Genomic DNA, 24,255 nt, shown 5'->3' on the forward strand with positions numbered 1-24,255 from the left:
CTCCGCTGTCCGCACCACCGTACCAACTGCAACATCGGTGGCGCACTTGATGCTCGATGTGCGACTCTGATGTCGCAGTTCGAGCGAGACGCACCTCCACGGACAGGGAGCACGACATGGACCTGCAGCTGCGCGGCAAGCGCGTCCTGGTCACCGGCGCGAGCCGCGGGCTGGGACTCGAGATCGTGCGGGCGTTCCTCGCCGAGGGGAGCTCCGTCGTCGCGACGGCGCGACGCGGCACGCCCGAGATCGAGGCGACCGGAGCGACGTTCCTCCCCGCCGACCTCACGACCCCCGAGGGCCCGCGCCGCGTCGTCGAGGCGGCGCTCGCGACGGGCCCGCGCCTGGACGTGCTGGTCAACAACGCCGGCGGCGGGGACATGCCGCCGGAGCACGCGGTCGACGTCTTCGACGGCGAGGACGACGTCTGGGCCGCCGCCTTCGCGCTCAACCTCGATGCCGCCCGGCGGACCACCCGGGCCGCCCTGCCCGCCCTCACCGAGGCGCGGGGCGCGGTGGTGACCATCAGCTCGGACAGCGCGCGGCGCGTCGGCCCCGAGCCGCTGCCCTACCGCGTCGCGAAGGCCGCGCTCAACGCGTTCTCCCGCAGCCTCGCCGAGCGGGTCGCGCCGTCCGGGGTCCGCGTCAACACGGTGTCCCCGGCGGGCATCCGCACCCCGCTCCTCACCGGATCCGACACGTTCGTCGCGCGCATGGCGGCGGACATGGGCCTCGACCACGAGACGCTGCTCGCCGCCATGCCGCGGCAGAACGGCATGCTCACCGGCGAGCTCATCGAGCCGGCCGAGGTCGCCCGCGTGGTCCTGATGCTGGCCTCCCCGACCGTGCCGAGCGTCATCGGCGCGGACTGGGCGGTCGACGCCGGCTCGGTCAAGGTCGGCTAGGTCCAGTAGAGGACGCGGGCCGCGGGGAGGCGCTCGGCGAGCTCGTCGGTGACGTGCCGGCGCAGGTCGTCCATGACGTCGTCGGGGTAGACGTGCTTGACCGCGCCGAACTTGCCGCGCTTGGTCCTGCGCTGCTCGGGGTCCATCTCGAGCCGGGTGCGCGGGTACCAGGTCTCGAGCGTCTCCTTGCTGCCCGGCGTGAAGCGGTGGGTGATGCACTCGGCGGTGAGGTCGAGGCCCCCGATCCCCTCGAGCCCCTCGAGCGCGGCCGCCACGCGGGCGAGCAGGTCGCTGTAGGCCGTGCGCCAGTCGCCGACGGGCATGATCGGCGCGATCGTCAGGCCGACCGGCCAGCCCGCGCGGGCCATCGTCACCAGGGCCTCGATGCGCCGGCCGACGGGGTCGGTGCCGCCCTCGAACCGGCCGACCACCGACTCCGGCCCGACCGAGAACCGCAGCCGGGTCCGCCCGTGGTGGGGCAGGTCGAGCAGGCCGGCGACGTCGGCGAACTTCGTCGTCGCCCGCAGCTGGACCGGGCCCCCGAAGTCGTGGGTGCCGACGTGGCGGATCGCGGCGGACAGGCTGCCGGTGACGTGCTCGATGCCGAGCGGGTCGGTGTAGCAGGACGCCTCGAACGTCGTGCCTTCGTCGGCGCGGGCGGAGTTCGTGGAGGTGATCGTGCCGTGGCCGACGTAGGCGTCGAGGCCGGCGAGGATGTCCTCGAGGTCGCCGTGGACGCGCGTCATCGGCGGCCCCGACAGCGAGCCGGCGAGGTAGCAGTACTGGCAGTGCGCGGGGCAGCCGCGCGCCAGGTCGACGCGCCAGTCGGCGCTCGGCGGGATCGGGTCGAGCTTGCGGGCCGACGCGGGGCTCGTGACGACCGCGAGGGTGGACTTGGCGCGGGCGTAGGTCTCGCGCTCGGTCTCGCCGCGCACGCCGGTGACGCGATCGCCGCGCAGCAGCTCCACGTCGTCGACGCCGGCCGCCTCGCAGCGGCGCAGGATCTCGGCGGTGTGCGGGTGCTCCTGCGCGGAGCGGGTGACGAGGACGCGGGCAGGGGCCCAGAGACGGGTCCGGGGCATGGGCGGCGGCTGGACCGGAGGAGGTGCCGGGAGGGGTGTCGTCATCGCACCCACGTCAACGCGTCGCACGTTCGGCGACTTCCGGTCGGAGGGGGTGATTGGGCCGATCGTGGGCGGGATACTCGCCGGGCACCGGCGTGTTGCCGGTCACACCACGCACGTCTGATCGATCCCGGAGAGCCCCGTGTCCGCACCCTCCACCGGCCCCGACCTGCGCCCCGCGGCGCTCGACGACGCCGCCCTCGACGAGCTCCACCGCCTCGAGCAGCGCCTCGGCACCCCCGTCGTCGCCTACGAGGCCGCCAGCCCCTACGCCGACCTCAGCGACGAGCAGCTCGCGGAGATCCAGCGCGCCGAGGCCGCCCTCGGGGTGCGCCTGCTGGCCTTCCGCCGGGTCTAGCTCCCCGGCGCCTCGGCGCGGACGTGCAACAGCCGCACGCCGCGCCGCGTCGGGGCGGTCAGCTCCGGTGCGAAGCCGCCGGCGGCGAGGTGGTCGCGCAGCCGGTCGGCGACGTCGGTGCGCGGCGCCACCCCGCCGTCGGAGCCGTACACGAGGTGCAGCACGCCGCCCCGGCGCAGGGCCGTCGCGAGCACCGCGAGCTCCGCGCGCGCCGGGCCGGTCCAGAAGACGTTGACGTCGACCGCCAGCGCGACGTCGACCGTCCCGGGCGCGGGCCGGAACGCGGCGAGCGCGGTCGTGTGGACCTCGCCGCGGCCGCCGAGCCGCATCGCGGTGGCCGCGGTCGCCGTCGCCGAGCGGTCGATGCCGGTGTAGTGCCCGCGCGGCAGCCGGTCGGCGAGCAGCGCCGCGGCCACCCCGCGCCCGCACCCGACCTCGAGCACCCGGGCGTCCGGGGCGGGGTCGACGAGGTCGACCGCGGCCGCCAGGCGCGGCGGGACCCTCACGAGGTCGGGCTGGGGGCGCCGCGGTCCGTCGCGGCGTACCGCGGGGCGAGGGACTCCCACGCGGCCATGAACGCCTCGCCGCAGCAGCCCTCGGTGCGCACGTCCCCGCCGGCGAGGTGCACGTCGAGGTTGTCGAGGTGCACGTGCCAGCCGGCGCCGTACTGGACGACGTCGACCGCGAGGCGGGCGTGCTCGAGCCGCAGGAGGGTGCTCTCGGGACCGTCGGCGACCAGGGTCAGGCCGACCTCGGAGGCCGGCTCGCCCGTGTAGTCCCAGGTCACCCGCAGGGCGTGCGGGGGGTCCCACGCAACGACGGTGCACGTGGCGGTCTCGTCGGCGTTCATGCGCAGGACGAAGCGGCCGTCGGGACCGGGCGCGCCGGACTCGACGGGCGCGAGCCAGTCGCCGAGGCGGGCGGGGTCGGTGAGCGCCGCCCACACCCGCTCGACGGGGGCGCGCAGGCGGCGCTCGAGGGTGACGGTCCCGGCGGCGCGGTCGACGGCGCCGAGCAGATCGGTGGTCATGGGGAGTTCCCTTCAGTGGTGGTCGGAGGGTCGAGGTGGCGCTCGAGGGCGTCGAGCCGCCCGGCCCAGAAGCGGGTCTGGCGCGCGGCCCATCCGGCGAGGTCGTCGAGGGGGCCGGGCTCGAGCCGGTACACGCGGCGCTGGGCGTCGACCGAGCTGGTGACGACCCCGGCCTCGCGCAGCACCTTGAGGTGCTTGGACGCGGTCGGCTGGCGGATGCCGAACCGCTGCGCGGCGAGGTCCGAGAGCTCGCCCGCCGTCGCCTCGCCGCGGTCGGCGAGGCGCTCGACCATCGAGCGCCGCACCGGGTCGGCCACCGCCTGGAACACGTCCACGACCCATAATTTGCCACAGAGCTATATAGCTGTCGAGTAAATCTCAAGGCGACGCTAGAGTGCTCCGGGTCACAACGGTGCGACGAGGTGGGGGTGCGGCATGCCCACGGTGGAGACGGTGCGGGGGCCGGTGGAGGTCGGCGACCTGGGCACGACGCTGATGCACGAGCACGTGTTCGTGCTGAGCCCGGACATCATGCAGAACTACGGCGACGAGTACTGGGACGAGGAGGTCCGCGTCGCCGACGCGATCGAGAAGCTGCGCCGGCTGCGCGAGCTCGGCGTGACCACGATCGTCGACCCCACCGTCGTCGGGCTCGGGCGCTACATCCCCCGCGTCGCGCGGATCAACGCCGAGGTCGATCTCAACATCGTCGTCGCCACCGGGCTCTACACCTTCGACGAGATCCCGCACTTCCTGCACTACCGCGGCCCGGGCACGGTGCTCGGCGGCGACGAGCCGATGACCGAGATGTTCCTCAAGGACATCCGCGAGGGGATCGGAGGCACGGGTATCAAGGCGGCGTTCCTCAAGGGCGTCGTCGAGGAGCGCGGCCTCACGCCCGACCAGGCCCGCATCCAGCACGCGATCGCGGCCACCCACGTCGAGACCGGGGTGCCGATCACGGTGCACACCAACGCCGCGCACCAGACCGGGCGGCTCGCGCTCGACCTCTACGAGAAGGCGGGCGTCGACCTCACCAAGGTCGTCATCGGGCACGCGGGCGACAGCAACGACCTCGACTACCTGCGCGAGATCGCCGACCGCGGCGCGATCATCGGCGCCGACCGCTTCGGCATCGACGTCTTCAACCCCACCGACCAGCGGGTGGCCACCATCGCCGCGCTCTGCGCAGACGGCTACGCCGAGAAGATCGTGCTGGCCCACGACGCGTCCTGCTACATCGACTTCTTCTCCGGCGAGAGCCAGGCGGTCAAGGAGCAGATGCTGCCGAACTGGCACTACGAGCACATCCACCACGACGTCCTGCCGGCGCTGCGCGAGCAGGGCGTCACCGACGAGCAGATCACGACGATGCTCGTCGACAACCCGCGGCGGTACTTCTCGTGAGCCCGACCCCCCTCGACCGCGGGCCCGACCCGTTCGACACCTCCGGGATCACCCGCGGCCGGGACGGCATCGCCCGCTACGACCACCTCGCGCCGTCGGTGGTGGCCATGGTGCGGGCGTCGGTGGAGCGCCACCCGGACGTCGAGGCGGTCGTCGAGGTCGGCGGCGAGCGGGTCACGTACGCCGAGCTGTGGGAGCGGGCGGCGCGGGTCGCGGGCGGCCTGGTCGGCGAGGGTGTCGGGCGCGGGGACCGGGTCGCCTCGCTGCTGCCCGCCGGGCTGGACTGGGTGGTCGGGTTCCTCGGCTCCCTGCTCGCCGGGGCCGTCGCGGTGCCGGTCAACACGCGGTTCGCGGAGCCCGAGGTCCGGTACGTCCTGGAGGACAGCGGGGCGGCGGTCGTGCTGCGGCCGGGGTCGCCGCTACCGGACGGGCACCCGGAGGCCCTCGACGACCTCGTCCCCGGCGATCTCGCCGCGATCTTCTACACGAGCGGCACCACCGGCCGCCCCAAGGGCGCGCGGACCACCCACGGCAACTTCCTGTCCAACGTCGAGACCGCGATCCGCGTCATCGGGATCGACCGCGCCGAGGGGCCGGGGCTGCGCAACCTCGTCTCGGTGCCGCTGTTCCACGTCACCGGGTGCAACTCCCAGCTGCTCGTCCAGCTCGGGCTCGGCGGCACGACGGTGGTGCTGCCGGTGTTCGAGGGCGGCGCGTTCGTCCGGACGATCGTCGAGGAGCGCATCGACACACTGGTCAGCGTCCCGGCGATCTACGGCCTGACGCTGGCGCGCGGCGACCTGGACGCCGACCTGTCGCACGTCCGGCGCCTGACCTACGGCGGGGCGCCGATGGCGCCGGCACTGGTCCGCCGGCTCATGGAGCGGCTCCCGCAGGCGCGCCTGGGCAACGGGTTCGGGCTCACCGAGACCGCGTCGATCTCGACGTTCCTGCCCCACGAGTACACGGCGGAGAACGTGGACTCGGTCGGCTTCGCGGCGCCGGTCGTCGACCTCGCGCTCGCGGACGTCGACGACGCCGGGGTCGGCGAGCTGCTGATCCGCGGGCCGAACGTCGTCGACGGCTACTGGCAGGCGCCCGAGGCGACGGCGCGCACGTTCGTCGACGGCTGGCTGCACAGCGGGGACCTCGCGCGCGTCGACGACGGCATCGTGCGGATCGTCGATCGCGCCAAGGACGTCATCAACCGCGGCGGCGAGAACGTGTACTCGGTGGAGGTCGAGAACGCGCTGGCCGGCGCGCCGGGGGTGGCCGACGCGGCCGTGGTCGGGGTGCCGGACGACGTCATGGGCGAGAAGGTCGGCGCGGTGCTGGTCGGCGGCGACATCGACGTCGGTGCCGTGCTCGCGTACCTCGACACCCAGATCGCCGACTACAAGGTGCCGCAGTTCGTCGTCGTCTCCTCCGACCCGCTGCCCCGCAACCCGGGCGGCAAGCTGCTCAAACGGACCCTGCGCGACGCCACCGCCTGGGGCCCGCCGGTCCGGGGCCACTGACCTAGGTGAGCAGTTACCGCCCCTATAGGGGCGGTAACTGCTCACATGGGGCCGACCAGCACCACGTCGAGGCGGCGGGGGCCGTGGACGCCCTCGACGCGGTCGAGCTCGATGTCGCTGGTGGCCGAGGGCCCGGAGACGAAGGTCAGAGGGCCGTCCGGGTCCAGCCGCGCCAGGGCCTCGGGCACCGACGACACCACGGCCTCGGCGCGCAGCACGCACACGTGGTGGTCGGGGACGAGGGTGATCGCCCGCCGGCCCTGGTCCGGTGCCCGCGCGTCGAGCACGAAGGTCCCGGTGTCCGCGATCGCGACGGCGGCCCCGGTGACCACGGCGTCGACGCGGTCGAGCTCGGCGACCGGGAGCGGCGGGTCGTCGGGGCGGACGCGGGCGGTGACCTCGGCGAGCCAGCGCGCCGGCAGCCCGGGCGGGGCGACGAACGTCGTCGCGCCGGCGTCCTCCAGCACCCGCGCGATCACCGCCGACACGCCGTCCTCGTCGGCGACGCGGTGCACGGTCGCGCGGTAGTCGGTCAGCGTCTCGTCGAGCCGCGCCACCGCCGCCGCGCTGCCGGGCGGGCGCGACCCGGTGCGCCGGTAGGACCGGGGCACGTCCGGCGACGTCGCGCCGCCCGCGTCCCGTGCCGCGCGCAACCGCGCGAGCACCTCCTCCCGGGCGGTCACGAGCCGCCCCGGGTGCGCGCCCACCACTCCCGGAACGTCTCCGCCGGCGGCGGGGGCATGTCGCGCGCGGAGAACCACGCCGCCGCGCCCGGCCCCGGCACCGAGCGGATCCGCCCCGAGCGCCCGAGCAGCCGCCCGAGCTTCACCACCCGCTCGGCCAGCGAGAACCGCCCCGGCGTGGCCATCGCCGCGGCGGCGGCGCGCATCGCCACGTCCTGCGCCGTCGGCCGGGTGTGGGCGTCGATGGCCGCCGCGCGCTGCTGGACGAGCAGGTGCGGGATGTCGATGCGCACGGGGCACGCGTCGAAGCACGCCCCGCACAGCGACGAGGCGTAGGGCAGCGAGGCGTTGACGTCGTCGGGGCCCGAGATGCCCGTGAGCTGCGGTGACAGCACCGCCCCGATCGGCCCCGGGTAGATCGACCCGTACGCGTGCCCGCCCGCGCGCTCGTAGACCGGGCACACGTTGAGGCACGCCGAGCACCGGATGCAGTGCAGCGCCTGCCGCCCGTCCGGCGAGGCCAGGACGTTCGAGCGGCCGTTGTCGAGCAGCACGAGGTGGAACGTCTGCGGGCCGTCGCCGGGCGTCACCCCGCTCCACGTCGACGTGTACGGGTTCATCCGCTCGCCGGTCGAGCTGCGCGGCAGCAGCTGCAGGAAGACCTCGAGGTCCGACCAGGTCGGCACGATCTTCTCGACGCCCATGACCGTGATGAGCGTGTCGGGCAGCGTCAGGCACATCCGCCCGTTGCCCTCGGACTCGACCACCGAGATCGTCCCGCTGTCGGCGACCGCGAAGTTCACCCCCGAGATGCCGACCCTCGCCGACAGGAACTTGCGCCGCAGGTGGGCACGGGCGGCCATCGCGAGCCGGCGCGGCTCGTCGGTGAGGTCCGGGTCCACGTCGGGCATCTCGCGCAGGAAGATGTCGCGGATCTCCGAGCGGTTCCGGTGGATCGCGGGGACGAGGAAGTGCGAGGGCCGGTCGTCGGAGAGCTGGACGATGAGCTCGGCGAGGTCGGTCTCCAGCGCCGCGATCCCCGCCTCGCCCAGGGCCTCGTTGAGCCCGGTCTCCTGCGTCGCCATCGACTTGACCTTGACGACCTCGTCGGCGCCCGTCTCCCCCACCAGGTCGACGACGATCCGGTTGGCCTCCTCGGCGTCGCGCGCCCAGTGCACCACCCCGCCGCGCGCGGTCACCGACGCCTCGAGCTGCTCGAGCAGCTCCGGCAGCCGAGCCATGACGTCGGCCTTGACACACTCGCCGGCGCGGCGCAGCTCCTCCCAGTCGTCGACCTCCCCGACGACCGCGGCCCGCTTCGCGCGGATCGTGCGCGTGGCGTGCCCGAGGTTCTGGCGCAGCTGCGTGTCGGCCAGGGCGCGGTGCGCGGCGACGGGGAAGGTCTCGGTGCCGCGCAGGTGGCCGTGCGGGTCCGCCGCGACGGTCGGCATGCCCAGGTCGGTGGTGGTCATCGCGCCTCGCTCATGATCGCGTCGGGCACCCGGGGCGCGTCCTCGGTCGAGGCCAGGATCTCCGCGAGGTGCACCGTGCGCACCCCGGAGCGCAGCCGCGACAGACCGCCGCCGATGTGCATGAGGCACGACGTGTCCCCCGCCGTGCAGACCTCGGCGTGCGTCGAGAGGACGCTCGCCATCTTGTCCGCGAGCATCGCCGTGGAGGTCTCGGCGTTCTTCACGGCGAAGGTGCCGCCGAACCCGCAGCAGACCTCGGCGTCGGGCAGCTCGGTCAGCGTCAGCCCGCGGACCGCGCGCAGCAGCCGCAGCGGCTTGTCGCCGACGCGCAGCATGCGCAGCGAGTGGCACGTCGGGTGGTAGGTGACCCGGTGCGGGTAGTAGGCGCCGACGTCGGTGACGCCCAGGACGTCGACGAGCAGCTCGGAGAGCTCGTAGGTCCGGCCGGCCAGGTCCTCGGCCGCGTGGGCCAGCCCCTCGTCCCCGCCGCGCCGGGCGACCATCGCGTGCTGGTGGCGCACGCACCCGACGCACGACCCGGACGGCGCGACGACGACCTCGGCGGCGCCGGTGAAGACGTCGACGTGGTGGCGCACGAGCGGCAGCGCCATGTCGAGGTAGCCGGTGTTGACGTGCGCCTGCCCGCAGCACGTCTGGTCGGCGGGGAAGACGACCTCGTGCCCGAGGCGCTCGAGCAGCTCGACGGTCGCCCGGGGCGCCTGCGGGAACATCGCGTCGCCGAGGCAGGTGGCGACGAGGGCGATCCGCAACGGACTCCTCGCGATCGTGGTGGTGGTGCGGTCAGTGTCCCCCGCACGGTGGCGCTCAGCGAGGTGACGGTTGGTTCATGCATCACCCTGGGGAGCACGCCGCGTACGCCATGTAGCAGGTGACCTCCGACCCTTGTCGCCTCCTCGAGGGACGGTGAGCATGAACCGGACATCTCGCACATCGGGCGCCGGAAGGTCGGCGCGGGGAGGGTGGGCCCGATGACGGACAGCTGGCCGCTCGTGGGTCGGCGTGAGGAGCTCTCCTCGATCGCCGCGCTCGCGCGGACCCGCCGTCGCGCCGGAGTCGTGGTCGTGGGTCCGCCTGGTTGCGGCCGCTCCCGGCTGGCCCGCGCCGCGCTGGCCACCGTCGCCGGGGACACGAGCGGGCCCTCCTGGGCCCCGCGGTGGCTGATCGCGACGAGCGCGACCGCGGCGTTCCCGCTCGGCGCCGTGAGCCACTTGCTCTCCGGGTCGGGTGAGGATCTGGGCGATCACCCGCTCCTCGCGGCGCGCCGAGACCTCGTCGCCGCCGCCGAGGGCGCGCGCCTGCTCCTCGCGGTCGACGACGCCCATCTCCTCGACAGCACCACCGCGGCGCTCCTGCAGCACCTCGCCGCGGCGGAAGAGGCGTTCGTGGTGCTGACGGTGCCGGCCGGCACGGTGGTGCCGGACGCGGTCTTCGCGCTGTGGAAGCTCGGCCTCGCGGACCGCCTCGACGTCGGTGACCTGGAGCGTGCCGACCATGACGACCTCGTGCGAGAGGCACTGGGCGACCACGTCGACGAGGGGACCCTCCGCGAGCTCTGGCGTCTCTCCCGGGGGAACCCGCTGTTCCTGCGCGAGCTCGTGGACGCGGGACGTGTCGCCGGCACCCTTCGCAGGATCGGTCAGGTCTGGCGCTGGGACGGCCCGGTCCGGCCCACCCCCCGGCTGGTCGAGCTCGTGGAGCGCCAGATCGGCCCCCGCTCACCCGAGGAGCGGGACCTGCTGACGGTGGTCGCCCTCGGCGAGCCGCTGGGGGGCGAGCTGGTCGAGTCCGTCGCGCCGGGGACCCTTGCCCGCCTGGAGACGGACGGGCTGCTCTCGTCGACGCAACGAGGGCGACGGGTGGACGTGTCGCTCACCCATCCCCTGCACGCGGAGGTGCTCCGACACCGGGCCAGCCCGCTGCAGACCCGCCAGGCGTTCCGGCGCCTCACCGAAGCCCTCGAGCGCACGGGCGCGCGCCGTGACCACGACCGCGGCCGGTTGCTGTGCTGGCGTGAGGCGCAGGGGTCCGCCGTCGACCCGGCCGATCTCGTGGCGAGCGCCGAGGCCGCTGTGGCGTCCGATCGTCACCTCGCCGGCCAGCTCGCGCGGGCGGCGATCGGGCGAGACGCCGACACGTCGACCACGGAGCGGCTGGGACGGGTCCTCGTCGCCCTCGGCCTGGCCGAGGACGCCGAGCGTCTCCTCGCGGCGGCGATGGCGGAGTGGACGCGCGAGCCCGAGGGCGCCGGCACCCGGCGACGCTTCGCGCTCCTGCGTGTGCCCAATCTGTGCTGGGGCCTCCACGACCTCGTCACCGCCGGGCAGGTGGTCGACGACGTCGACGAGCCCGACGACGGCCGCTCGCCGATCGATCCCGCCCTGCTCGTCCTGCGTACCTACCGGGACCTGGCCGCCGGACGCCCGTCGGACGTGGGCCGGCTCCTCGGGACGTGCGGTGCCCTCACCGACCCCGGGGACGCCGCGGTCAGGGCCCAGGCGTTGGCCGTGGGCGCGCTCGCGGCGGCCATCGGGGGAGACCACGCCGAGGCCCTTGACCTCGCCGAGCGTGCGGAGGCCGCCGGCGCGGACGGCTCCGCGACCGGGTGGACCGGGTTCGAGACGCGGACCGCCCGCTGGTATGCCCACATCCTCGACGCCGACCTGTCCGCGGCCGAGCGGGTGGCGCAGCGCCTGCGCGAGGAGGCGCTCGCCGGGCCGGCCCACTCCCCGGCCTCCCTCGCCGGGACCTGGCTGGGCATCGTCGCCGCACGCCGGGGGCGCCTGCCGGCTGCTGTGCGCTGGCTCCAGGAGGCCGCCGCGGCGGTCCGGGCCAGCGAGTTCCCGTTCACGCTGCCGCTGGTCGCCGAGACCGCGGTGTCGTTGGCCTCGCTGGGCCAGGTGCGACGTGCCCGCTCCGCCCTGGCCGAGGCCGAGCCGCTCGGCAGCGGCGCCCTGTTCAGCGGGTGGGCGCAGAGCGCCCGGGTGTGGCTGAACGGTCTCGAGGGACGCCGCCGCGACGCCGTGGCGCAGGCTCTCGCCGCGCCGGTCCGCGAGGGGCGCCTCGCCGTCCTCCAGTCGCTGCACGCGGTCGTGCGGCTCGGCGAGGCACCTCCCGCGGTCGTCGAGGAGCTCGATCGCCTGGCGGCCGGGGGCAACGGTCGGCTGCACGAGCTCTACGCCTCGCACGCCCGGGCGGTCGCCGATGCGGACGGGGAGGCCCTCGACGCCGCCGCCCTGGCGTTCGCCGACCGGGAGTTCACGTTGCTCGCCGCGGAGGCCGCCGCGCAGGCGTGCGCCGCCCACCGCGCGGTGGGTCGCCTGTCGCGCGCCCGGGGCTCAGCGGCACGGTCACGCGCGTGGGCGCCCCCGGGCGCGCTGACACCGGCATTGACGCTGCTCGATGGCTCCGACGAGCTGACCCCGCGCGAGACCGAGATCGCCTCGCTCGCCGCCGGTGGCCTGACCAGCCGGGCCATCGCCGCCCAGCTCGTCGTCTCGGTCCGCACGGTCGACAACGTGCTGTCGTCGGTCTACGCGAAGCTCGGCATCGCCGGACGGTCCGAGCTCGCGGACGTGGTCGGCCTCACCTCCCCCCGCTGACGCGGGACGTTCATCCCGACCCGCCGGAGGAGTCACCTCCCGTGCCGCCCCCCGTCGTGCCGGAGTCGCTCGCCGCGCCGTCGTCGGTGGTGTCGGACCTCGCCGTGCGGTCGTTCTCGGTCCGCGTGGTCGTCCGGGTCGTCGTCGGTGGCGGCGGGGTGGTCGTCTGCCGCCGGGTCGGGGCAGCGGAGGTCGGCGCGCCGCCCGCCGCCGAGGTCGGTGCCGGCTCGGCCGAAACGACGGGGGCGGACTCGTCGGGAGCGGGCCCGACGACGGCGGGCGCGACGGGTACCGCGTCGCCCGACTCGACCGGCGAGCTCCCGGAGAGGGCGGTGTAGGCCCAGGTCCCGCCGCCGCCGAGCAGGAGCAGCCCGACCAGCGCCGCCGCCGCGACCGGTAGGCGACGCCGGGGGCGGCTGTCGGCGCTCCCGGGGCCCCCGTCGTCCGGCGCCGCCAGCGGTGGCGCCGGCATCCCGGCCGCGGGAGTGGGCCGCGGTCCGTCCGGCCCCTCCGACGCCGCCGGGCCCGCGGGGCTTGCCGGGCCTCCGGGGCCTGTCGGGCCTCCCGGGCCTGCCGGCATGGTCCCTCGCCGCGGAGGGCCGGCGCCCGGCGGAGGCGTCGGCACCACGGCGCGGGGGACCAGGCCCGAGGCCGGACCCGCCACGGGGGCGCCCGTGCGCGGTACCGGACCGGAGGCCGGGGACGCCCCACGGTCCGTCGCCGGGCGCGAGAGCAGGGCGGCGCCGAGGACGATCGCGTGCTTGGGGTGGGCGTCGACGGCGGTCGGGCGTCCCAGCTCGGCCGAGACCATGCGCGACACCATGGGGATCCGGGACGAGCCGCCCACCAGCAGGACGGCGTCGAGCTGGTCGGGGTCGACCTCCGCGGAGTCCAGCCCCCGGCGCAACGCGGCGATGGTCGCCCCCACCGACGGCGCGACCATGGACTCGAACTCGCTGCGCGTCAGGCGCACCTCGGTCTGCAGCTCGGGGAGCATCACCGGGATCGCGGTCTCGGTGTCGGCCGACAGCGCTTCCTTGGCGAGCACGCACTCCGCCCGCAGCCGGACCATCGCGGCGGTGGCTCGCGGGTCCGACGGATCGAGGGCGCTGATGGCGCCGTCCACGGCCCGGTCGACGTGCGCGACCACGGCCTCGTCGAAGTCGACACCACCGAGGTTCTCCACGCCTTCGGGCACCCCGAGGATGCGGAATCCGCCCGGGACCGTCCGCAGGACGGTGGCGTCGAAGGTGCCGCCGCCGAGGTCGTAGACCGCGACGAGAGCTCCCTCGGCGAGGCGCTCGTTCGCCGCGTAGTGGGCCGCGGCCGCCTCCGGCTCCGTGATCATCCGGACCTGCTCCAGGCCCGCCTGGCGGGGGATCTGGCCGAAGAGCTCCCGCTTGTAGGGACCCCAGTTCGCGGGATGGGTGAGGGTGACCCGCTCGGGACGCCCACCCTCCCGCTCGGTCACGAGCCGGACGACGTCTGCGAGATGGCGGGCCATCAGGTCCGCGGGCGAGTACGGCGAGCCCCCGAGGACGAGGGGCGTCGGGTCACCGAGCCGACGCTTGACCTCCCGCGCGACGCGGTCGGGGTCGCTGGCCGAGCGGCGGTCCGCGGCGTCCCCGGTGAGCGCGGTGCCGTCCTCGCGGATCAGCACCACCGACGGCACCGCCGCCGAGCGATCCCCCAACGGGACCATGTCGACGTGGCCGTCACGGTCGACCGCCGCCGCCGTGAAGGTCGTGCCGAGGTCGACACCGAGTCCGTAGCCCACGACGTTCTCTCCTCTCCGTTTCGCCCGCCGCCGTCGGCGGTCAGATCACCAGTGCGGACGCGTCGTCGGACGCCGCGGGCGCGACGCCGTCCTCGGCGGGGTCGGCCTCCGCGGAGACCGCCGGCTCCGCGGTCGCGCCCGACCCGTCGGACCCGCCCGGCCCGTCGGACCCGTCGGACCCGTCGGACCCGTCGGACCCGTCGGACCCGTCGGTCTCGCCCGCGCCGTCCCGATCGGTCCCGTCCCGGCCTCCGCCGGTCGCACCCTCGGCGTCCCTCACGGCGCCGTCCCCGCCGACGTCGCCGACGTCGCCGACGTCCTCGGCGGCGGCGCCGCCGTCCGGTCCCGGTGCGGTCTGGCCGGTGGGGTCAGGCGCCGGGCCGGCGAACACCACGTCCGGCGGGGCGTCCTCGTCGAGACCGAGGACCGGGCCGGTGTCGTCGCCGAGCCGGTCCGCGCCGAGCCGGTCGTCGCCGACCCGGTCCGTGGCACCGTCCACCGGGTCGTCCCGAATCCACCCGGGGGCGGCGACGCCCGCCCCGTCGGCGCCCAGCGCGGACGCGGTGAGCGAGCTCGCGAGGGGCGCCGACGCCGCGCCGCCGGAGGCCGCGGAGGCGGTCGCAGCAGCGGGCGGCACGGTGGAGGGCGCGGCGGGCGGCACGGTGGAGGGCGCGGCGGACGCCGGCGGCGCGGAGCCGGAAGGCCCGCTCGACCCACCGCCGGCACCACCGCCGCCCGCGCGACCGTCGGCGTCCTCGAGGGTCGCGGGTCCGAACGGGTCGACGTCGCGGACCACGACCGTGGCGACCTCGCCGGGCGGCGCCTCGCCGTCGAGCAGGAGCTGGTCCTGGAAGATCGTGCTCGTCGCCTCGTCGCCGGTGTCCTCGCTGGTCGAGACGGCCCGCGAGCTGAGCACCACCGAGACGTCGTCGTCGGGGACCCGCTCGCGGTCGGTCAGGCGCACGACCGCGTCCTGGTCGATGGTGACCTCGTCGATCCCGTCGCCGTCGGCCCCCCACGAGACCTCGAGCTCGTAGTCGGACGTGACGGGGGTGAACGAGCCGTCGGGGTTCTCGACGACATGGACGTAGCCGGACTCGTGGATGATCAGGTCGGTCTCCTGGCCCGGCGGGTCGGGCACCGTGACCTGGTGGAACTCCCTGAAGACGTACTCGTTCCCGTCGTCGTCGCGGATGACGATGATCTGGACGGCGTCGACCAGGAACATCCCGTCGGCGGTCTCGGTGACCGAGACGTCCTGGAAGATCTCGACCGTCAGCCAGTCGTCGCTGCCGGGGTCGCCGCTCTCCTGCACCCGGAACGTGGTGTCGAGCCCCGAGCCGACCGGGCCCTCGGCCAGGGATCCCCCGCTCGTGCTGCCGGCGCCACCGACGACCTCGCTCCCGGGCCCGGCGCTCGCGCCGGCGTCACCGGTCGCGACGCCCGGCCCGGCCCCGACGCCGTCCCCGCCCACCGGACCCGCGGCGAGGCCGGCACCGCCCAGTGGGGCCGTGGCGCCCGCCAGGGTGGGATCCGTCGTCCCCGCGGCTCCGGCACCCTGCCCGAGGACGACGGCCGCGGCCACGGCACCCGACGACGCAGCGACCTTCGCGGCGCGACGGGCGAGGTCCCGGACCCCCTTCGGCGCTTCGGCGCCGGCGGCGCGCTTGCGGCGCAGCCGCTCGGGGATGGCCCGCCGGGCGTCCTGCTTCGCGAGTTCCCACAGGTGCGCCGGCATGCCGGGCGGCGGACCGCCGGGCCGGCTCATCGGGGGACTCCCGTCCGGCGGTCGCTCGGCACACCCGCAGCGGGACCCACGGGACCACCCGGACCGCGCGCTTCCGCGGACGCCCAGCCCGCGGCGTCGAGCAGGAGCCCCTCGCAGGTCCGGACCAGGACGCGGGCGGCGTCGCGGACCTCCCGCACGGACGTGGGGTGCTCGGCGCGCCGCTGCCACTGTGAGAGAGCGGCCTGGGCGACCTGGAGGCGGTCCGGGGCGGGTGCATCGACCGCGAGCCCGAGCCGGGTCCCGGCATCGACGCCGTCGGCGCCGAGGAGGCGCTCGGCGTCGCGTCGTTCCTGGTCGGTGAGCATCAGGCCGCCGGCGCGGAGACGGTCGAGCAGACGGACCTCGGCGAACTCGTGGGCGGATGCCGTGAGCTGCTCGAGCTCGTGGGCGAGACCGGAGGCCGGGTCGGCGGGGTAGCGGCGCAGCACCGCGTCGGCGGCCAGCAGCGCCGAGCGGGCCTTGAGCACGTCGGCGCGCGCGGCGAAACGCGTCGCGAGGGCCTCGCGCAGCGGGACCAGCCCGGACCGGTCGAGCAGCTCGCGCGACAGGGCACCGGCCGTGGTCGCGGCGCCACTGGCCACGAGGCGGACCCCCAGACGGAGGCCGAACAGTCCGAACCGGTCGATGAGGGCAGCCCGCTGCTCGCGCGGCAGACCGAACCCGTCCTCGGCGCCGACGAACCGGCCCGCGGTGAGCAACAGTCGGTCGCGGTCCGCCTCGGGCGTCGCGGCGAGCCGTCCGACCGCGCGGAACTCGTCCTCCCGCAGGGTCGCGGCCGTCACCGCGAGCAGGCCGGCCACCGGGAGGACGGTCTGGCAGAGCCCGCGCACCCGCGGGTCGTCGCGGTAGCGGCCCGCGACCCGGGCCGCGGTGTCCAGAGCGTTCGAGCGCGCGTGGCCGACCTCGTCGGCGCGCCCGAGCACACCCAGGGTGTTGATCGGGCGTCGCTCGGCCGGGTCGTCCCGGAACGCCTCGAGGAACCGGACGTCCGAGGCGTGCACGTGGCGCATCAGGTAGACGACCGCGTCGACCTGGGAGGCAGCACCTCCGTCGCTGCCGAGTGCCGACTCGGTGCGTCCGGAGACCTCGGTGGACAGCGAGTCCATGCCCGGCGTGTCGACGAGGGTGAGCGTGCGCAGCGCGGCCGAGGGCCAGTCCACGACGAGACGATCGACGTCCTCGGCGCGCCACCCACCGAGGTCGACGTCGATCAGGCTGCCCGACGGGCCCGGGGGGAGCTGGCGCGGCGGGCCCTGCCGGGGATGGGCCATCACCCGGTAGGTGTGGCCGTCGCGGAACCACGTGACGATGCGCGTGCACTCGCCGGCATCGGTGGCCGCCAGCTCCTGACCGACCAGGGCGTTGAGCAGGGTGGACTTCCCGGCCTTCAACCGCCCGGCGATCGCGACACGCAACGGTTCGTCGAGGCGCGCCGCCGCACCGCGCAGCGCCTCGGCCGCCGGTCCGCCGCCGTACACACCGACCGCCCGTCCGAGCAGCGCCCGCACGCGGTGCAACAGCGGGGAGGAACCCGGCCCGGTCACGCCGGCACCCCGGCCGCCGGGGCCGACTCCGCCCGTCCCGCACGGACGCGCCCGAGGTGGGCACGCAGGTCCTCGATGCGGGACCGCAGCTTCTGCAGCGACGCCAGGTCGGACTCGATCCGCTCCCGCGCCCCGGCGTCCGACTCCCCGCCCTTCGCCTCGGACTGGGCGGCGGACAGCGCGGCCGTGGCCGACCGTTGCAGCTCGGAGACGCGCTCGCTCCACGAGGTCCGCAGCTCGCGCTGCACGTGCCGGATCGCGTCACGGGAGTCCTTGCCGACCTGCATGTTGAAGTCGTCGATCACCCGGCGGACGGCGCCCTTGGCCTCCTGGCGACGCCGCTCGAGCTGGCGCTTGCGTTCCTCCCGGAAGCCCTGGCCCCCGAGCAGCGCCCCGCCGAGCAGTCCGACGGGCAGCGGCACGGCGAGTCCCATGATCGCGGGGAGCATCGTGAACATGAGGACGCCGCCGTAGGACTTGTTGAACGCGGCGCCGACGGCACCCTTCGGCTTGCTCGTCGTGAAGCCGACGTCGAGCGCGAGCCCGCCGACGATGTCGACCGGCGCGGCGACGTCCCGCGCGGTCACGATCTCGGACTCGGCGAGGTCGAAGTGCTCTCCGACCGTGGCCGCGACGTCCTTCGCCCGCCGCACGAACAGCGCGTAGTTCTCCATGGCCTCGCCGGCGAGGCGGTCGCGCAACCACTCCTCGAACTGCTCCCAGTTCTTGGCCGGATCTCCGTCGTCGATCGCCGTCTCGGCCTCGTGCAGCACCGCCCGCGAGCGACGGCGCAGGTCGAACTCGACGTCGGAGGAGATGTCGGAGAAGCCGTCCTGGAGCAGGACCTGCCACTTCGATGACCGCTCCCGCAGCGCGTCGGCCCGCTCCTTGGTCGCCGCGAGGCGGGCGACCAGCTCAGCGGCGTTGGCCGGGTCGGCCAGGGCGTCGCGCCGCGCGGTTGCCGTCGCCTCCATCTGGTCGATGGCGGACACGACATGGGTCACGACGGCGTCGAGAGCGAGCTCCTCGGCCCCGCTGACGACACGACCCAGGCGCGCGACCAGCGCCGGATACCCCGACTCCTCGTTGAGGGCCTTGTCGTTGGCCGCGGCGGCCAACGACCGGAGCTCGGACGAGACAGCGATCATGTCCACGTCCACCCCGGCGCGGCGCAGGTGTCCGTGGTCGAGCTCGGCGATCCGCATCCAGTGCGGGTAGAGATCGATCTTCGTCAGGATCAGGACCACCGTCGGGCACAGCTCCTGCACCGTGCGCAGGAACCGCAGCTCGGCCGCCGTCAGCTCCTGGGAGACGTCGGTGACGAACAGGACCGCATGGGACTGGGGGAGGCTGCCGACGGTGGCGGCGTGGTGGACCGACCCGATCCCACCCACCCCGGGGGTGTCGACGAGCGCCAGGCCGCCGGCCAGCAGCGGCCGGTCGATGCCGACGGTTACCGCCTTGAGCCGGCGATTGTTGTTGGGGTTGCCCGCCTCCGAGGCGTACGACGCGATCTCGGTCGGCGGGATGGCCTCGGTCCACCCCGACCCTCCCGAACCGGCTGCGGATTCGAACGTCGCGCTCGCCGTGACCTGGGAGGAGTAGCGCACCTCGGTGGGCACGCAGGTGGCGATGTCGTCGTCCACCGGGCACACGGGTGCGGTGAGCAACCCGTTGACCAGCGAGCTCTTGCCCTGCTTGAACTCGCCGACCACGTGCACGGTGATGGTGGAGTCGGTCAGCAGGCGCCGAGCGCCGGACAGTCTCGTCACGAGGTCGTCCCGCTCGTAGGCCTTGGCGCCTTTGACGGCCAGGTCGAGCGTCTCGACGGCGTGCGCCGCCGCGGCGCTCGGCGCCTGCTTCCCGGACATGGTTCTCCTCGAGTTGCCGTGTCGAGCGGTGATCAGGCGCCGGCGAGCTCGGCGCCGCTGTCCTCACCGGCGCTGCTCGACCCGCTGTCGGACGAGCCGCTGCTGTCTCCCGAGGAGCTCTCCGACTCGTAGTCGGACCCCGTGGAGCTGCTCTCACCGGACGACGACTCCCAGCTCGACGAGCTGGACGAGCTCGACGAGGAACCGTCGTCCTCGTCGGCGAACCTCAGGGCCTCGCCACCGTCGTCGCTGTCCGTGCTCGACGTGCTCGAGGAGCTGGACGAGCTCGACGTCGTGTCCGCGGACGTCCCGTAGAACCCGTCGTCGGAGCCGCCGTCGGCGATGCCCTGCTGGTTGAACTGGTTCCCACCGTCACCGGCAGCCTGCTGGTTCTGGAACAGGTTCCCGCCCGAGTCGTCGCCACCGGCGATGCCCTGCTGGTTGAACTGGTTCCCACCGTCGCCGGCAGCCTGCTGGTTCTGGAACAGGTTCCCGCCCGAGTCGTCGCCACCGGCGATGCCCTGCTGGTTGAACTGGTTCCCACCGTCGCCGGCAGCCTGCTGGTTCTGGAACAGGTTCCCGCCCGAGTCGTCGCCACCGGCGATGCCTTGCTGGTTGAACTGGTTCCCGCCCGAACCGCCGCCGCCCTGGGCGTTCTGGAACAGGTTCCCGCCGCCCTCGCTCGAACCCGAGCCGGCAGCACCCGCGGCCAGGCCCTGCTGACTGAACTGGGCGCCCGCGCCGCTGCCTCCGGCGCCCTGCGCGTTCTGGAACAGGTTCCCACCGCCGGAACCTCCGCCGCCGGCGACACCCTGCTGGTTGAACTGGTTCCCACCAGAACCACCGGCGCCCTGGGCGTTCTGGAACAGGTTCCCGCCGCTGTCGCCGCCACCGGCGACACCCTGCTGGTTGAACTGGTTGCCGCCGTCCCCGGCACCCTGCTGGTTCTGGAACAGGTTCCCGCCCGAGTCGCCGCCACCGGCGACACCCTGCTGGTTGAACTGGTTCCCGCCGTTCCCGCCGGCGCCCTGGGCGTTCTGGAACAGGTTCCCGCCGCCGCTGTCGCCGCCCCCGGCCACGCCCTGCTGGTTGAACTGGTTCCCACCACCGCCACCCGCGGCGCCCTGGGCGTTCTGGAACAGGTTCCCGCCCGAGTCACCGCCGCCGGCGACACCCTGCTGGTTGAACTGGTTCCCGCCGTTCCCGCCGGCGCCCTGGGCGTTCTGGAACAGGTTCCCGCCCGAGTCACCGCTGTCGCCGCCACCGGCGACACCCTGCTGGTTGAACTGGTTCCCACCGTTCCCGCCGGCGCCCTGGGCGTTCTGGAACAGGTTCCCGCCACCGCTGTCGCCGCCACCGGCCACGCCCTGCTGGTTGAACTGGTTCCCACCAGAACCACCGGCACCCTGCTGGTTCTGGAACAAGTTCCCGCCGCCGCTGTCACCGCCACCGGCGACACCCTGCTGGTTGAACTGGTTCCCGCCGCCACCACCAGCGGCACCCTGCTGGTTCTGGAACAAGTTCCCGCCGCCGCTGTCACCGCCACCGGCGACACCCTGCTGGTTGAACTGGTTCCCGCCGCCACCACCAGCGGCACCCTGAGCGTTCTGGAACAAGTTCCCGCCCGAGTCACCGCCACCGGCGACACCCTGCTGGTTGAACTGGTTCCCACCGCCACCACCAGCGGCACCCTGCTGGTTCTGGAACAAGTTCCCGCCACCGCTGTCACCGCCACCGGCGACACCCTGCTGGTTGAACTGGTTCCCACCAGAACCACCGGCGCCCTGCTGGTTCTGGAACAAGTTCCCGCCACCGCTGTCGCCGCCACCGGCGACACCCTGCTGGTTGAACTGGTTCCCGCCGCCACCACCAGCGGCACCCTGAGCGTTCTGGAACAAGTTCCCGCCGCCGCTGTCGCCGCCACCGGCGACACCCTGCTGGTTGAACTGGTTCCCGCCGCCACCACCAGCGGCACCCTGCTGGTTCTGGAACAAGTTCCCGCCCGAGTCACCGCCACCGGCGACACCCTGCTGGTTGAACTGCAGCGGGTCGCCCCAGTCGGCGACGTAGTCCTGGAGGTAGTCGCACTCCCCCGGACAGAGAGCCCGCTCGCCGTGGAGTGGGCAGTGATAGGGAGGGGCTCCGCCGGCGCCCTGCTGATTCTGGAACAGGTTCCCGCCGCCGCTGTCACCGCCCCCGGCGACACCTTGCTGGCTGAACTGGTTCCCGCCGTCCCCGCCGGCACCCTGCTGGTTCTGGAACAGGTTCCCGCCGCCGCTGTCGCCGCCCCCGGCGACACCCTGCTGGTTGAACTGGTTCCCGCCGTCCCCGCCGGCACCCTGCTGGTTCTGGAACAGGTTCCCGCCGCTCGTCCCCGTCGGCTCCAAGGTCTCCGACATCTCCGGTCCTCTCGTCGCTGGTGGCCGCGGCCCGGGTGACAAGGTTCCGTGTCGCGCCGAGAGGGCCGACCGGTGGAGGTCCGCGGTGACGTCACCCAGAGTGGTGATCACGGGAATGACCGTCATGAGTAGGGACCTACTCATGCCCGCGGCCCGGCGAGGGGTACTACTCGGGCGTCGACCGTCGATACCGGACCTCGAGCAGCGACGCCGAGGCCGGCCCACCGGCGTCGCGTGACGGATCGATCCTGGCTACGAGGGACGTCTGAGGGCTCAGAGGGGTCGGCGGGCACCAGTCCGGGCCGATACCTGTTACTTCTCCTCACCCCAATGCCGCGGCCTCGTCCCGTCGCCGCACGCCTGCGCTCTCGACGGCTACTCACTCCGGGAGACGGCCACGGCACCTGCTGAGGTCGCGATGTCGCCGGGCTGCTCAGCGGGCGGGAAAGTCGAGCTGCCAGAACTCCGTACGGCTGGTCACGTAGGCGCGGGTGCCGTCACGGGAGGTGGCGACCCCGAAAGGCAGCGGACCGACGGGGACCGTGCCGATGGCGTCGTCGCGGCTGTTGATCACGGTCACGGTGGAGCCGGGCGCGGCGTCGCCCCCGTAGTTGGTGACCAGCACGTTGCGGCCGTCGCCCGTGACCGCCACGCCGATCGGTCCGCCGACGCCCTCGGTGATCGTGGCGGTCACGGTGTCGGTGGTCGTGTCGACGACGCTGACCGAGCCCTGCGGCGCCTGCTGCGTGCCCTGGCTCGCGACGTAGGCGTAGCGCCCGTCGGGGCGGACGGCGATGCTGCGCGGGGTGTCGCCCACCGGGATCGTCGCGGTCACCGCGTTGGTCGCGGTGTCGACGACCGAGACGGTGTTGCCGACACCGGTGAGCACCCCCTCGTTGGCGACGTAGAGCTTGCGCCCGTCGGGGGTGATCGCGAGGCCGCTGGGGCCCTGGCCGACCGGCACGGTCGCGGCCACCGCCGAGGTCGCGAGGTCGACCACCGACACGGTGCTGCCGGGTTCGGCGTTCGTCCCCTCGTTGGCGACGTACACGCGCCGCCCGTCGGGGCTGAGCGCGAGGCCCGACGGCGCCACCCCGATCTCGATCTGCGCCGAGACGCTGCCCGCCGCCGTGTCGATGATCGCCAGCGCGCTCCCGGGCGCGGCCTCCGAGCCCCGCTCGCTGACGAACAGCCGCGTCCCGTCGCCGCTGACCGCGAGGTCGCCGGGGAAGGTGCCGACCGGGACCGTGCCGGTGAGCCGGTTGGTCGCGGTGTCGACGAGGGCGACCGACGGCGACGGCGTCGGGCTGCCGCCCTGGCCGCTGACGAACGCCCGGCGCCCGTCGGGGCTCAGCTCGACCCACCGCGGGCTCTGTACCGGCGGGTCCACGGCCTGCGCCGTCGGCACCGATCCCGGGGACAGGAAGTCGGAGACCTGGTCCGCGCCGACCACGCCGGCCGCGACGATCACCAGCGCCGCGAGCCCGACGGCGGCCCACCGCCACGGCCGGCGCTTCCCCGTCGCCCCCAGCGCGGGCGGGGGCGGGGGTCCGCCGGGGGTCGTGGTCCCGTCGGGCGCACCCGACGGGGCCGACGCCGGGGCTGCCGACGCCGACGACGCCGACGACGCCGAGGACGGGGCCGTCACCGGGCCCGTGACGGTGCCCGTGCGCGCGCCGTCCGGGGTGGGCCACCCGGAGCCCGGGGGACCGTGGCGGGTCGGAGCGGGAGGCGGGCCGCCGCGGCCCGTGCCGAGCAGGGACGTCGTGGCCCCGACCGGCGCGGCCCCCGGACCGGGACGCCCCACCGCGAGCGCCGCGTCGGCCAGCGCCCCGGGGGTCGGGTAGCGGTGCGCGGGGTCCTTCGCCATGCCGGTGGCGACGACCCGGTCGAACACCGCGAGGTCGGCGCGGGACCACGAGGGCGCGGGCACCGGCTGGTGCACGTGCTGGCCCATGTGCGCCACCGGGTCGGGGCCGGCGTAGGGGCGGCGCCCGGTGAGCAGCTCGAAGAACAGGCACGCCAGCGCGTAGACGTCGCTGCGGAAGGTCGCCGTCTCGCCGCTGAACAGCTCCGGCGCCATGTAGGCGGTGGTGCCCAGCACGGTCCCGGAGGTGGTCAGGTGCGACGAGCCCGCCCCGGCGATGCGAGCGATGCCGAAGTCGACGAGGAAGCAGAAGTCGCCGGTGCGTTGCCCGGTGAGCAGCACGTTCGACGGCTTGACGTCGCGGTGCACGAGGCCGGCGTCGTGTGCCGCGTCCAGGGCCTCGGCGATCTGCCCGACGATGTCGACGGCGCGGGCGGGCGGCAGGCCCGTCGGGTGGGCGCGGACCACGGCCGCGAGGTCGCCGCCGTCGACGAGCCGCATGTCGACGAAGAGGCGGCCGTCGATCTCGCCGAAGTCGTGGATCGGGATGACGTGCAACGAGGACAGCCTCGCGGTCACCCGCGCCTCCTGCGCGAAGCGCGCCCGGAACTGGGGGTCGGCCGCCACCGCGCCGCCGAGGAGCTTCAGCGCGACAGGACGCTCACGCCGCGTGTCGAAGGCCTCCCACACCTCACCCATCGCGCCGCGTCCGACCAGACGCCTCAGCTGGTACGGGCCGAACACCTCGCCCTCGGCGGCCACCTGATCACACCCCTGTCCCGGCCGGCGCCCCCCGGACGACCCGCGCCGTAGGTTATCGCCGTGCCCCCACGGCGCGGTCCTGTTCCTGCCCCGTTCCACCCCGACCGTCGCCGAGCGGGCCGGGGACGGG

The 24,255-nt window shown here is 74.6% G+C and carries 19 protein-coding genes; 7 read left to right on the forward strand and 12 right to left on the reverse strand.

The window, feature by feature from the left end; translation table 11 throughout:
* The first annotated feature begins 116 nt into the window (after positions 1–116).
* Positions 117–905 (forward strand): SDR family NAD(P)-dependent oxidoreductase, encoded by a 789-nt coding sequence (locus ACYX4T_RS16640; RefSeq protein WP_476010406.1) that lies wholly within the window; start codon positions 117–119, stop codon positions 903–905.
* Here the strand turns inward: ACYX4T_RS16640 and ACYX4T_RS16645 are convergent.
* On the reverse strand, positions 902–1,987 hold the full coding sequence (locus tag ACYX4T_RS16645) for an SPL family radical SAM protein (RefSeq protein ID WP_476010407.1): 1,086 nt from the start codon (positions 1,985–1,987) through the stop codon (positions 902–904). The two genes, ACYX4T_RS16640 and ACYX4T_RS16645, sit on opposite strands and share 4 nt — an antisense overlap.
* 184 nt (positions 1,988–2,171) lie before the next feature.
* Here ACYX4T_RS16645 and ACYX4T_RS16650 point away from each other — a divergent pair, with 184 nt between their 5' ends.
* On the forward strand, positions 2,172–2,387 hold the full coding sequence (locus ACYX4T_RS16650; protein WP_476010408.1) for a hypothetical protein: 216 nt from the start codon (positions 2,172–2,174) through the stop codon (positions 2,385–2,387).
* On the opposite strand, the gene ACYX4T_RS16655 is transcribed toward ACYX4T_RS16650, so the two are convergent.
* The 3 genes from ACYX4T_RS16655 to ACYX4T_RS16665 are packed head-to-tail and all read right to left on the reverse strand — an operon-like array spanning position 2,384 to position 3,752.
* Positions 2,384–2,893 carry a methyltransferase gene (locus ACYX4T_RS16655; protein ID WP_476010409.1) on the reverse strand — a complete coding sequence of 170 codons (510 nt, stop codon included), beginning with the start codon at positions 2,891–2,893 and terminating at the stop codon, positions 2,384–2,386. The genes ACYX4T_RS16650 and ACYX4T_RS16655 overlap by 4 nt on opposite strands.
* A complete protein-coding gene (locus tag ACYX4T_RS16660; RefSeq protein ID WP_476010410.1) occupies positions 2,890–3,417 on the reverse strand; it encodes an SRPBCC family protein in 528 nt (175 codons plus the stop codon). The genes ACYX4T_RS16655 and ACYX4T_RS16660 overlap by 4 nt, the downstream gene beginning before the upstream one ends.
* A complete protein-coding gene (locus ACYX4T_RS16665) occupies positions 3,414–3,752 on the reverse strand; it encodes an ArsR/SmtB family transcription factor (protein WP_476010411.1) in 339 nt (112 codons plus the stop codon). The genes ACYX4T_RS16660 and ACYX4T_RS16665 overlap by 4 nt, the downstream gene beginning before the upstream one ends.
* A gap of 100 nt (positions 3,753–3,852) precedes the next feature.
* Between ACYX4T_RS16665 and ACYX4T_RS16670 the strand changes: the two genes are divergently transcribed.
* Together ACYX4T_RS16670 and ACYX4T_RS16675 are read left to right on the forward strand one after the other, a co-directional pair.
* Positions 3,853–4,824, forward strand: a complete 972-nt coding sequence (locus ACYX4T_RS16670) for a phosphotriesterase family protein (protein ID WP_476010412.1) — start codon at positions 3,853–3,855, stop codon at positions 4,822–4,824.
* Positions 4,821–6,341 (forward strand): class I adenylate-forming enzyme family protein, encoded by a 1,521-nt coding sequence (locus ACYX4T_RS16675; RefSeq protein WP_476010413.1) that lies wholly within the window; start codon positions 4,821–4,823, stop codon positions 6,339–6,341. Before ACYX4T_RS16670 ends, ACYX4T_RS16675 begins: the two co-directional genes overlap by 4 nt.
* 41 nt (positions 6,342–6,382) lie before the next feature.
* Here the strand turns inward: ACYX4T_RS16675 and ACYX4T_RS16680 are convergent, their stop codons facing one another.
* From ACYX4T_RS16680 to ACYX4T_RS16690, 3 genes are read right to left on the reverse strand one after another with little or no spacing between them, the layout of a single operon-like run.
* On the reverse strand, positions 6,383–7,024 hold the full coding sequence (locus ACYX4T_RS16680; protein WP_476010414.1) for a LutC/YkgG family protein: 642 nt from the start codon (positions 7,022–7,024) through the stop codon (positions 6,383–6,385).
* Positions 7,021–8,496, reverse strand: coding sequence for a LutB/LldF family L-lactate oxidation iron-sulfur protein (locus ACYX4T_RS16685; RefSeq protein WP_476010415.1), 1,476 nt, complete (start codon positions 8,494–8,496; stop codon positions 7,021–7,023). Before ACYX4T_RS16685 ends, ACYX4T_RS16680 begins: the two co-directional genes overlap by 4 nt.
* Entirely contained in the window at positions 8,493–9,266 is a 774-nt protein-coding gene (locus ACYX4T_RS16690) for a (Fe-S)-binding protein (protein ID WP_476010416.1), read from the reverse strand. The genes ACYX4T_RS16685 and ACYX4T_RS16690 overlap by 4 nt, the downstream gene beginning before the upstream one ends.
* Before the next feature lie 219 nt (positions 9,267–9,485).
* Here ACYX4T_RS16690 and ACYX4T_RS16695 point away from each other — a divergent pair, with 219 nt between their 5' ends.
* Complete coding sequence (locus ACYX4T_RS16695; RefSeq protein WP_476010417.1) at positions 9,486–12,116, forward strand: helix-turn-helix transcriptional regulator; 2,631 nt, start codon at positions 9,486–9,488, stop codon at positions 12,114–12,116.
* 10 nt (positions 12,117–12,126) lie between these two features.
* Here ACYX4T_RS16695 and ACYX4T_RS16700 read toward each other — a convergent pair whose 3' ends face one another.
* From ACYX4T_RS16700 to ACYX4T_RS16715, 4 genes are read right to left on the reverse strand one after another with little or no spacing between them, the layout of a single operon-like run.
* Positions 12,127–13,893, reverse strand: coding sequence for an Hsp70 family protein (locus tag ACYX4T_RS16700; RefSeq protein WP_476010418.1), 1,767 nt, complete (start codon positions 13,891–13,893; stop codon positions 12,127–12,129).
* Between the two features lie 40 nt (positions 13,894–13,933).
* The gene (locus ACYX4T_RS16705) at positions 13,934–15,661 is read right to left on the reverse strand and encodes a hypothetical protein (protein WP_476010419.1); all 1,728 of its coding nucleotides are present in this window, start codon (positions 15,659–15,661) and stop codon (positions 13,934–13,936) included.
* Entirely contained in the window at positions 15,658–17,226 is a 1,569-nt protein-coding gene (locus ACYX4T_RS16710) for a dynamin family protein (RefSeq protein ID WP_476010420.1), read from the reverse strand. Before ACYX4T_RS16710 ends, ACYX4T_RS16705 begins: the two co-directional genes overlap by 4 nt.
* On the reverse strand, positions 17,223–19,097 hold the full coding sequence (locus ACYX4T_RS16715; RefSeq protein ID WP_476010421.1) for a dynamin family protein: 1,875 nt from the start codon (positions 19,095–19,097) through the stop codon (positions 17,223–17,225). The genes ACYX4T_RS16710 and ACYX4T_RS16715 overlap by 4 nt, the downstream gene beginning before the upstream one ends.
* A 141-nt stretch (positions 19,098–19,238) precedes the next feature.
* Between ACYX4T_RS16715 and ACYX4T_RS16720 the strand changes: the two genes are divergently transcribed.
* Entirely contained in the window at positions 19,239–19,412 is a 174-nt protein-coding gene (locus ACYX4T_RS16720; RefSeq protein ID WP_476010422.1) for a hypothetical protein, read from the forward strand.
* 293 nt (positions 19,413–19,705) lie between these two features.
* Positions 19,706–21,535 (forward strand): hypothetical protein, encoded by a 1,830-nt coding sequence (locus ACYX4T_RS16725; RefSeq protein WP_476010423.1) that lies wholly within the window; start codon positions 19,706–19,708, stop codon positions 21,533–21,535.
* 394 nt (positions 21,536–21,929) lie between these two features.
* Here ACYX4T_RS16725 and ACYX4T_RS16730 read toward each other — a convergent pair whose 3' ends face one another.
* Positions 21,930–24,125, reverse strand: coding sequence for a protein kinase domain-containing protein (locus ACYX4T_RS16730; RefSeq protein WP_476010424.1), 2,196 nt, complete (start codon positions 24,123–24,125; stop codon positions 21,930–21,932).
* Positions 24,126–24,255: the final 130 nt, after the last annotated feature.

The organism is Actinomycetospora sp. ABD4_176, from assembly GCF_056311855.1.

Coding starts and splice junctions, on each gene's coding strand:
- ACYX4T_RS16640 (WP_476010406.1), top strand. CDS start 117: ATGGACCTGCAGCTGCGCGGCAAGCGCGTCCTGGTCACCGGCGCGAGC.
- ACYX4T_RS16645 (WP_476010407.1), bottom strand. CDS start 1,987: ATGCCCCGGACCCGTCTCTGGGCCCCTGCCCGCGTCCTCGTCACCCGC.
- ACYX4T_RS16660 (WP_476010410.1), bottom strand. CDS start 3,417: ATGACCACCGATCTGCTCGGCGCCGTCGACCGCGCCGCCGGGACCGTC.
- ACYX4T_RS16670 (WP_476010412.1), top strand. CDS start 3,853: ATGCCCACGGTGGAGACGGTGCGGGGGCCGGTGGAGGTCGGCGACCTG.
- ACYX4T_RS16685 (WP_476010415.1), bottom strand. CDS start 8,496: ATGACCACCACCGACCTGGGCATGCCGACCGTCGCGGCGGACCCGCAC.
- ACYX4T_RS16695 (WP_476010417.1), top strand. CDS start 9,486: ATGACGGACAGCTGGCCGCTCGTGGGTCGGCGTGAGGAGCTCTCCTCG.
- ACYX4T_RS16705 (WP_476010419.1), bottom strand. CDS start 15,661: ATGAGCCGGCCCGGCGGTCCGCCGCCCGGCATGCCGGCGCACCTGTGG.
- ACYX4T_RS16715 (WP_476010421.1), bottom strand. CDS start 19,097: ATGTCCGGGAAGCAGGCGCCGAGCGCCGCGGCGGCGCACGCCGTCGAG.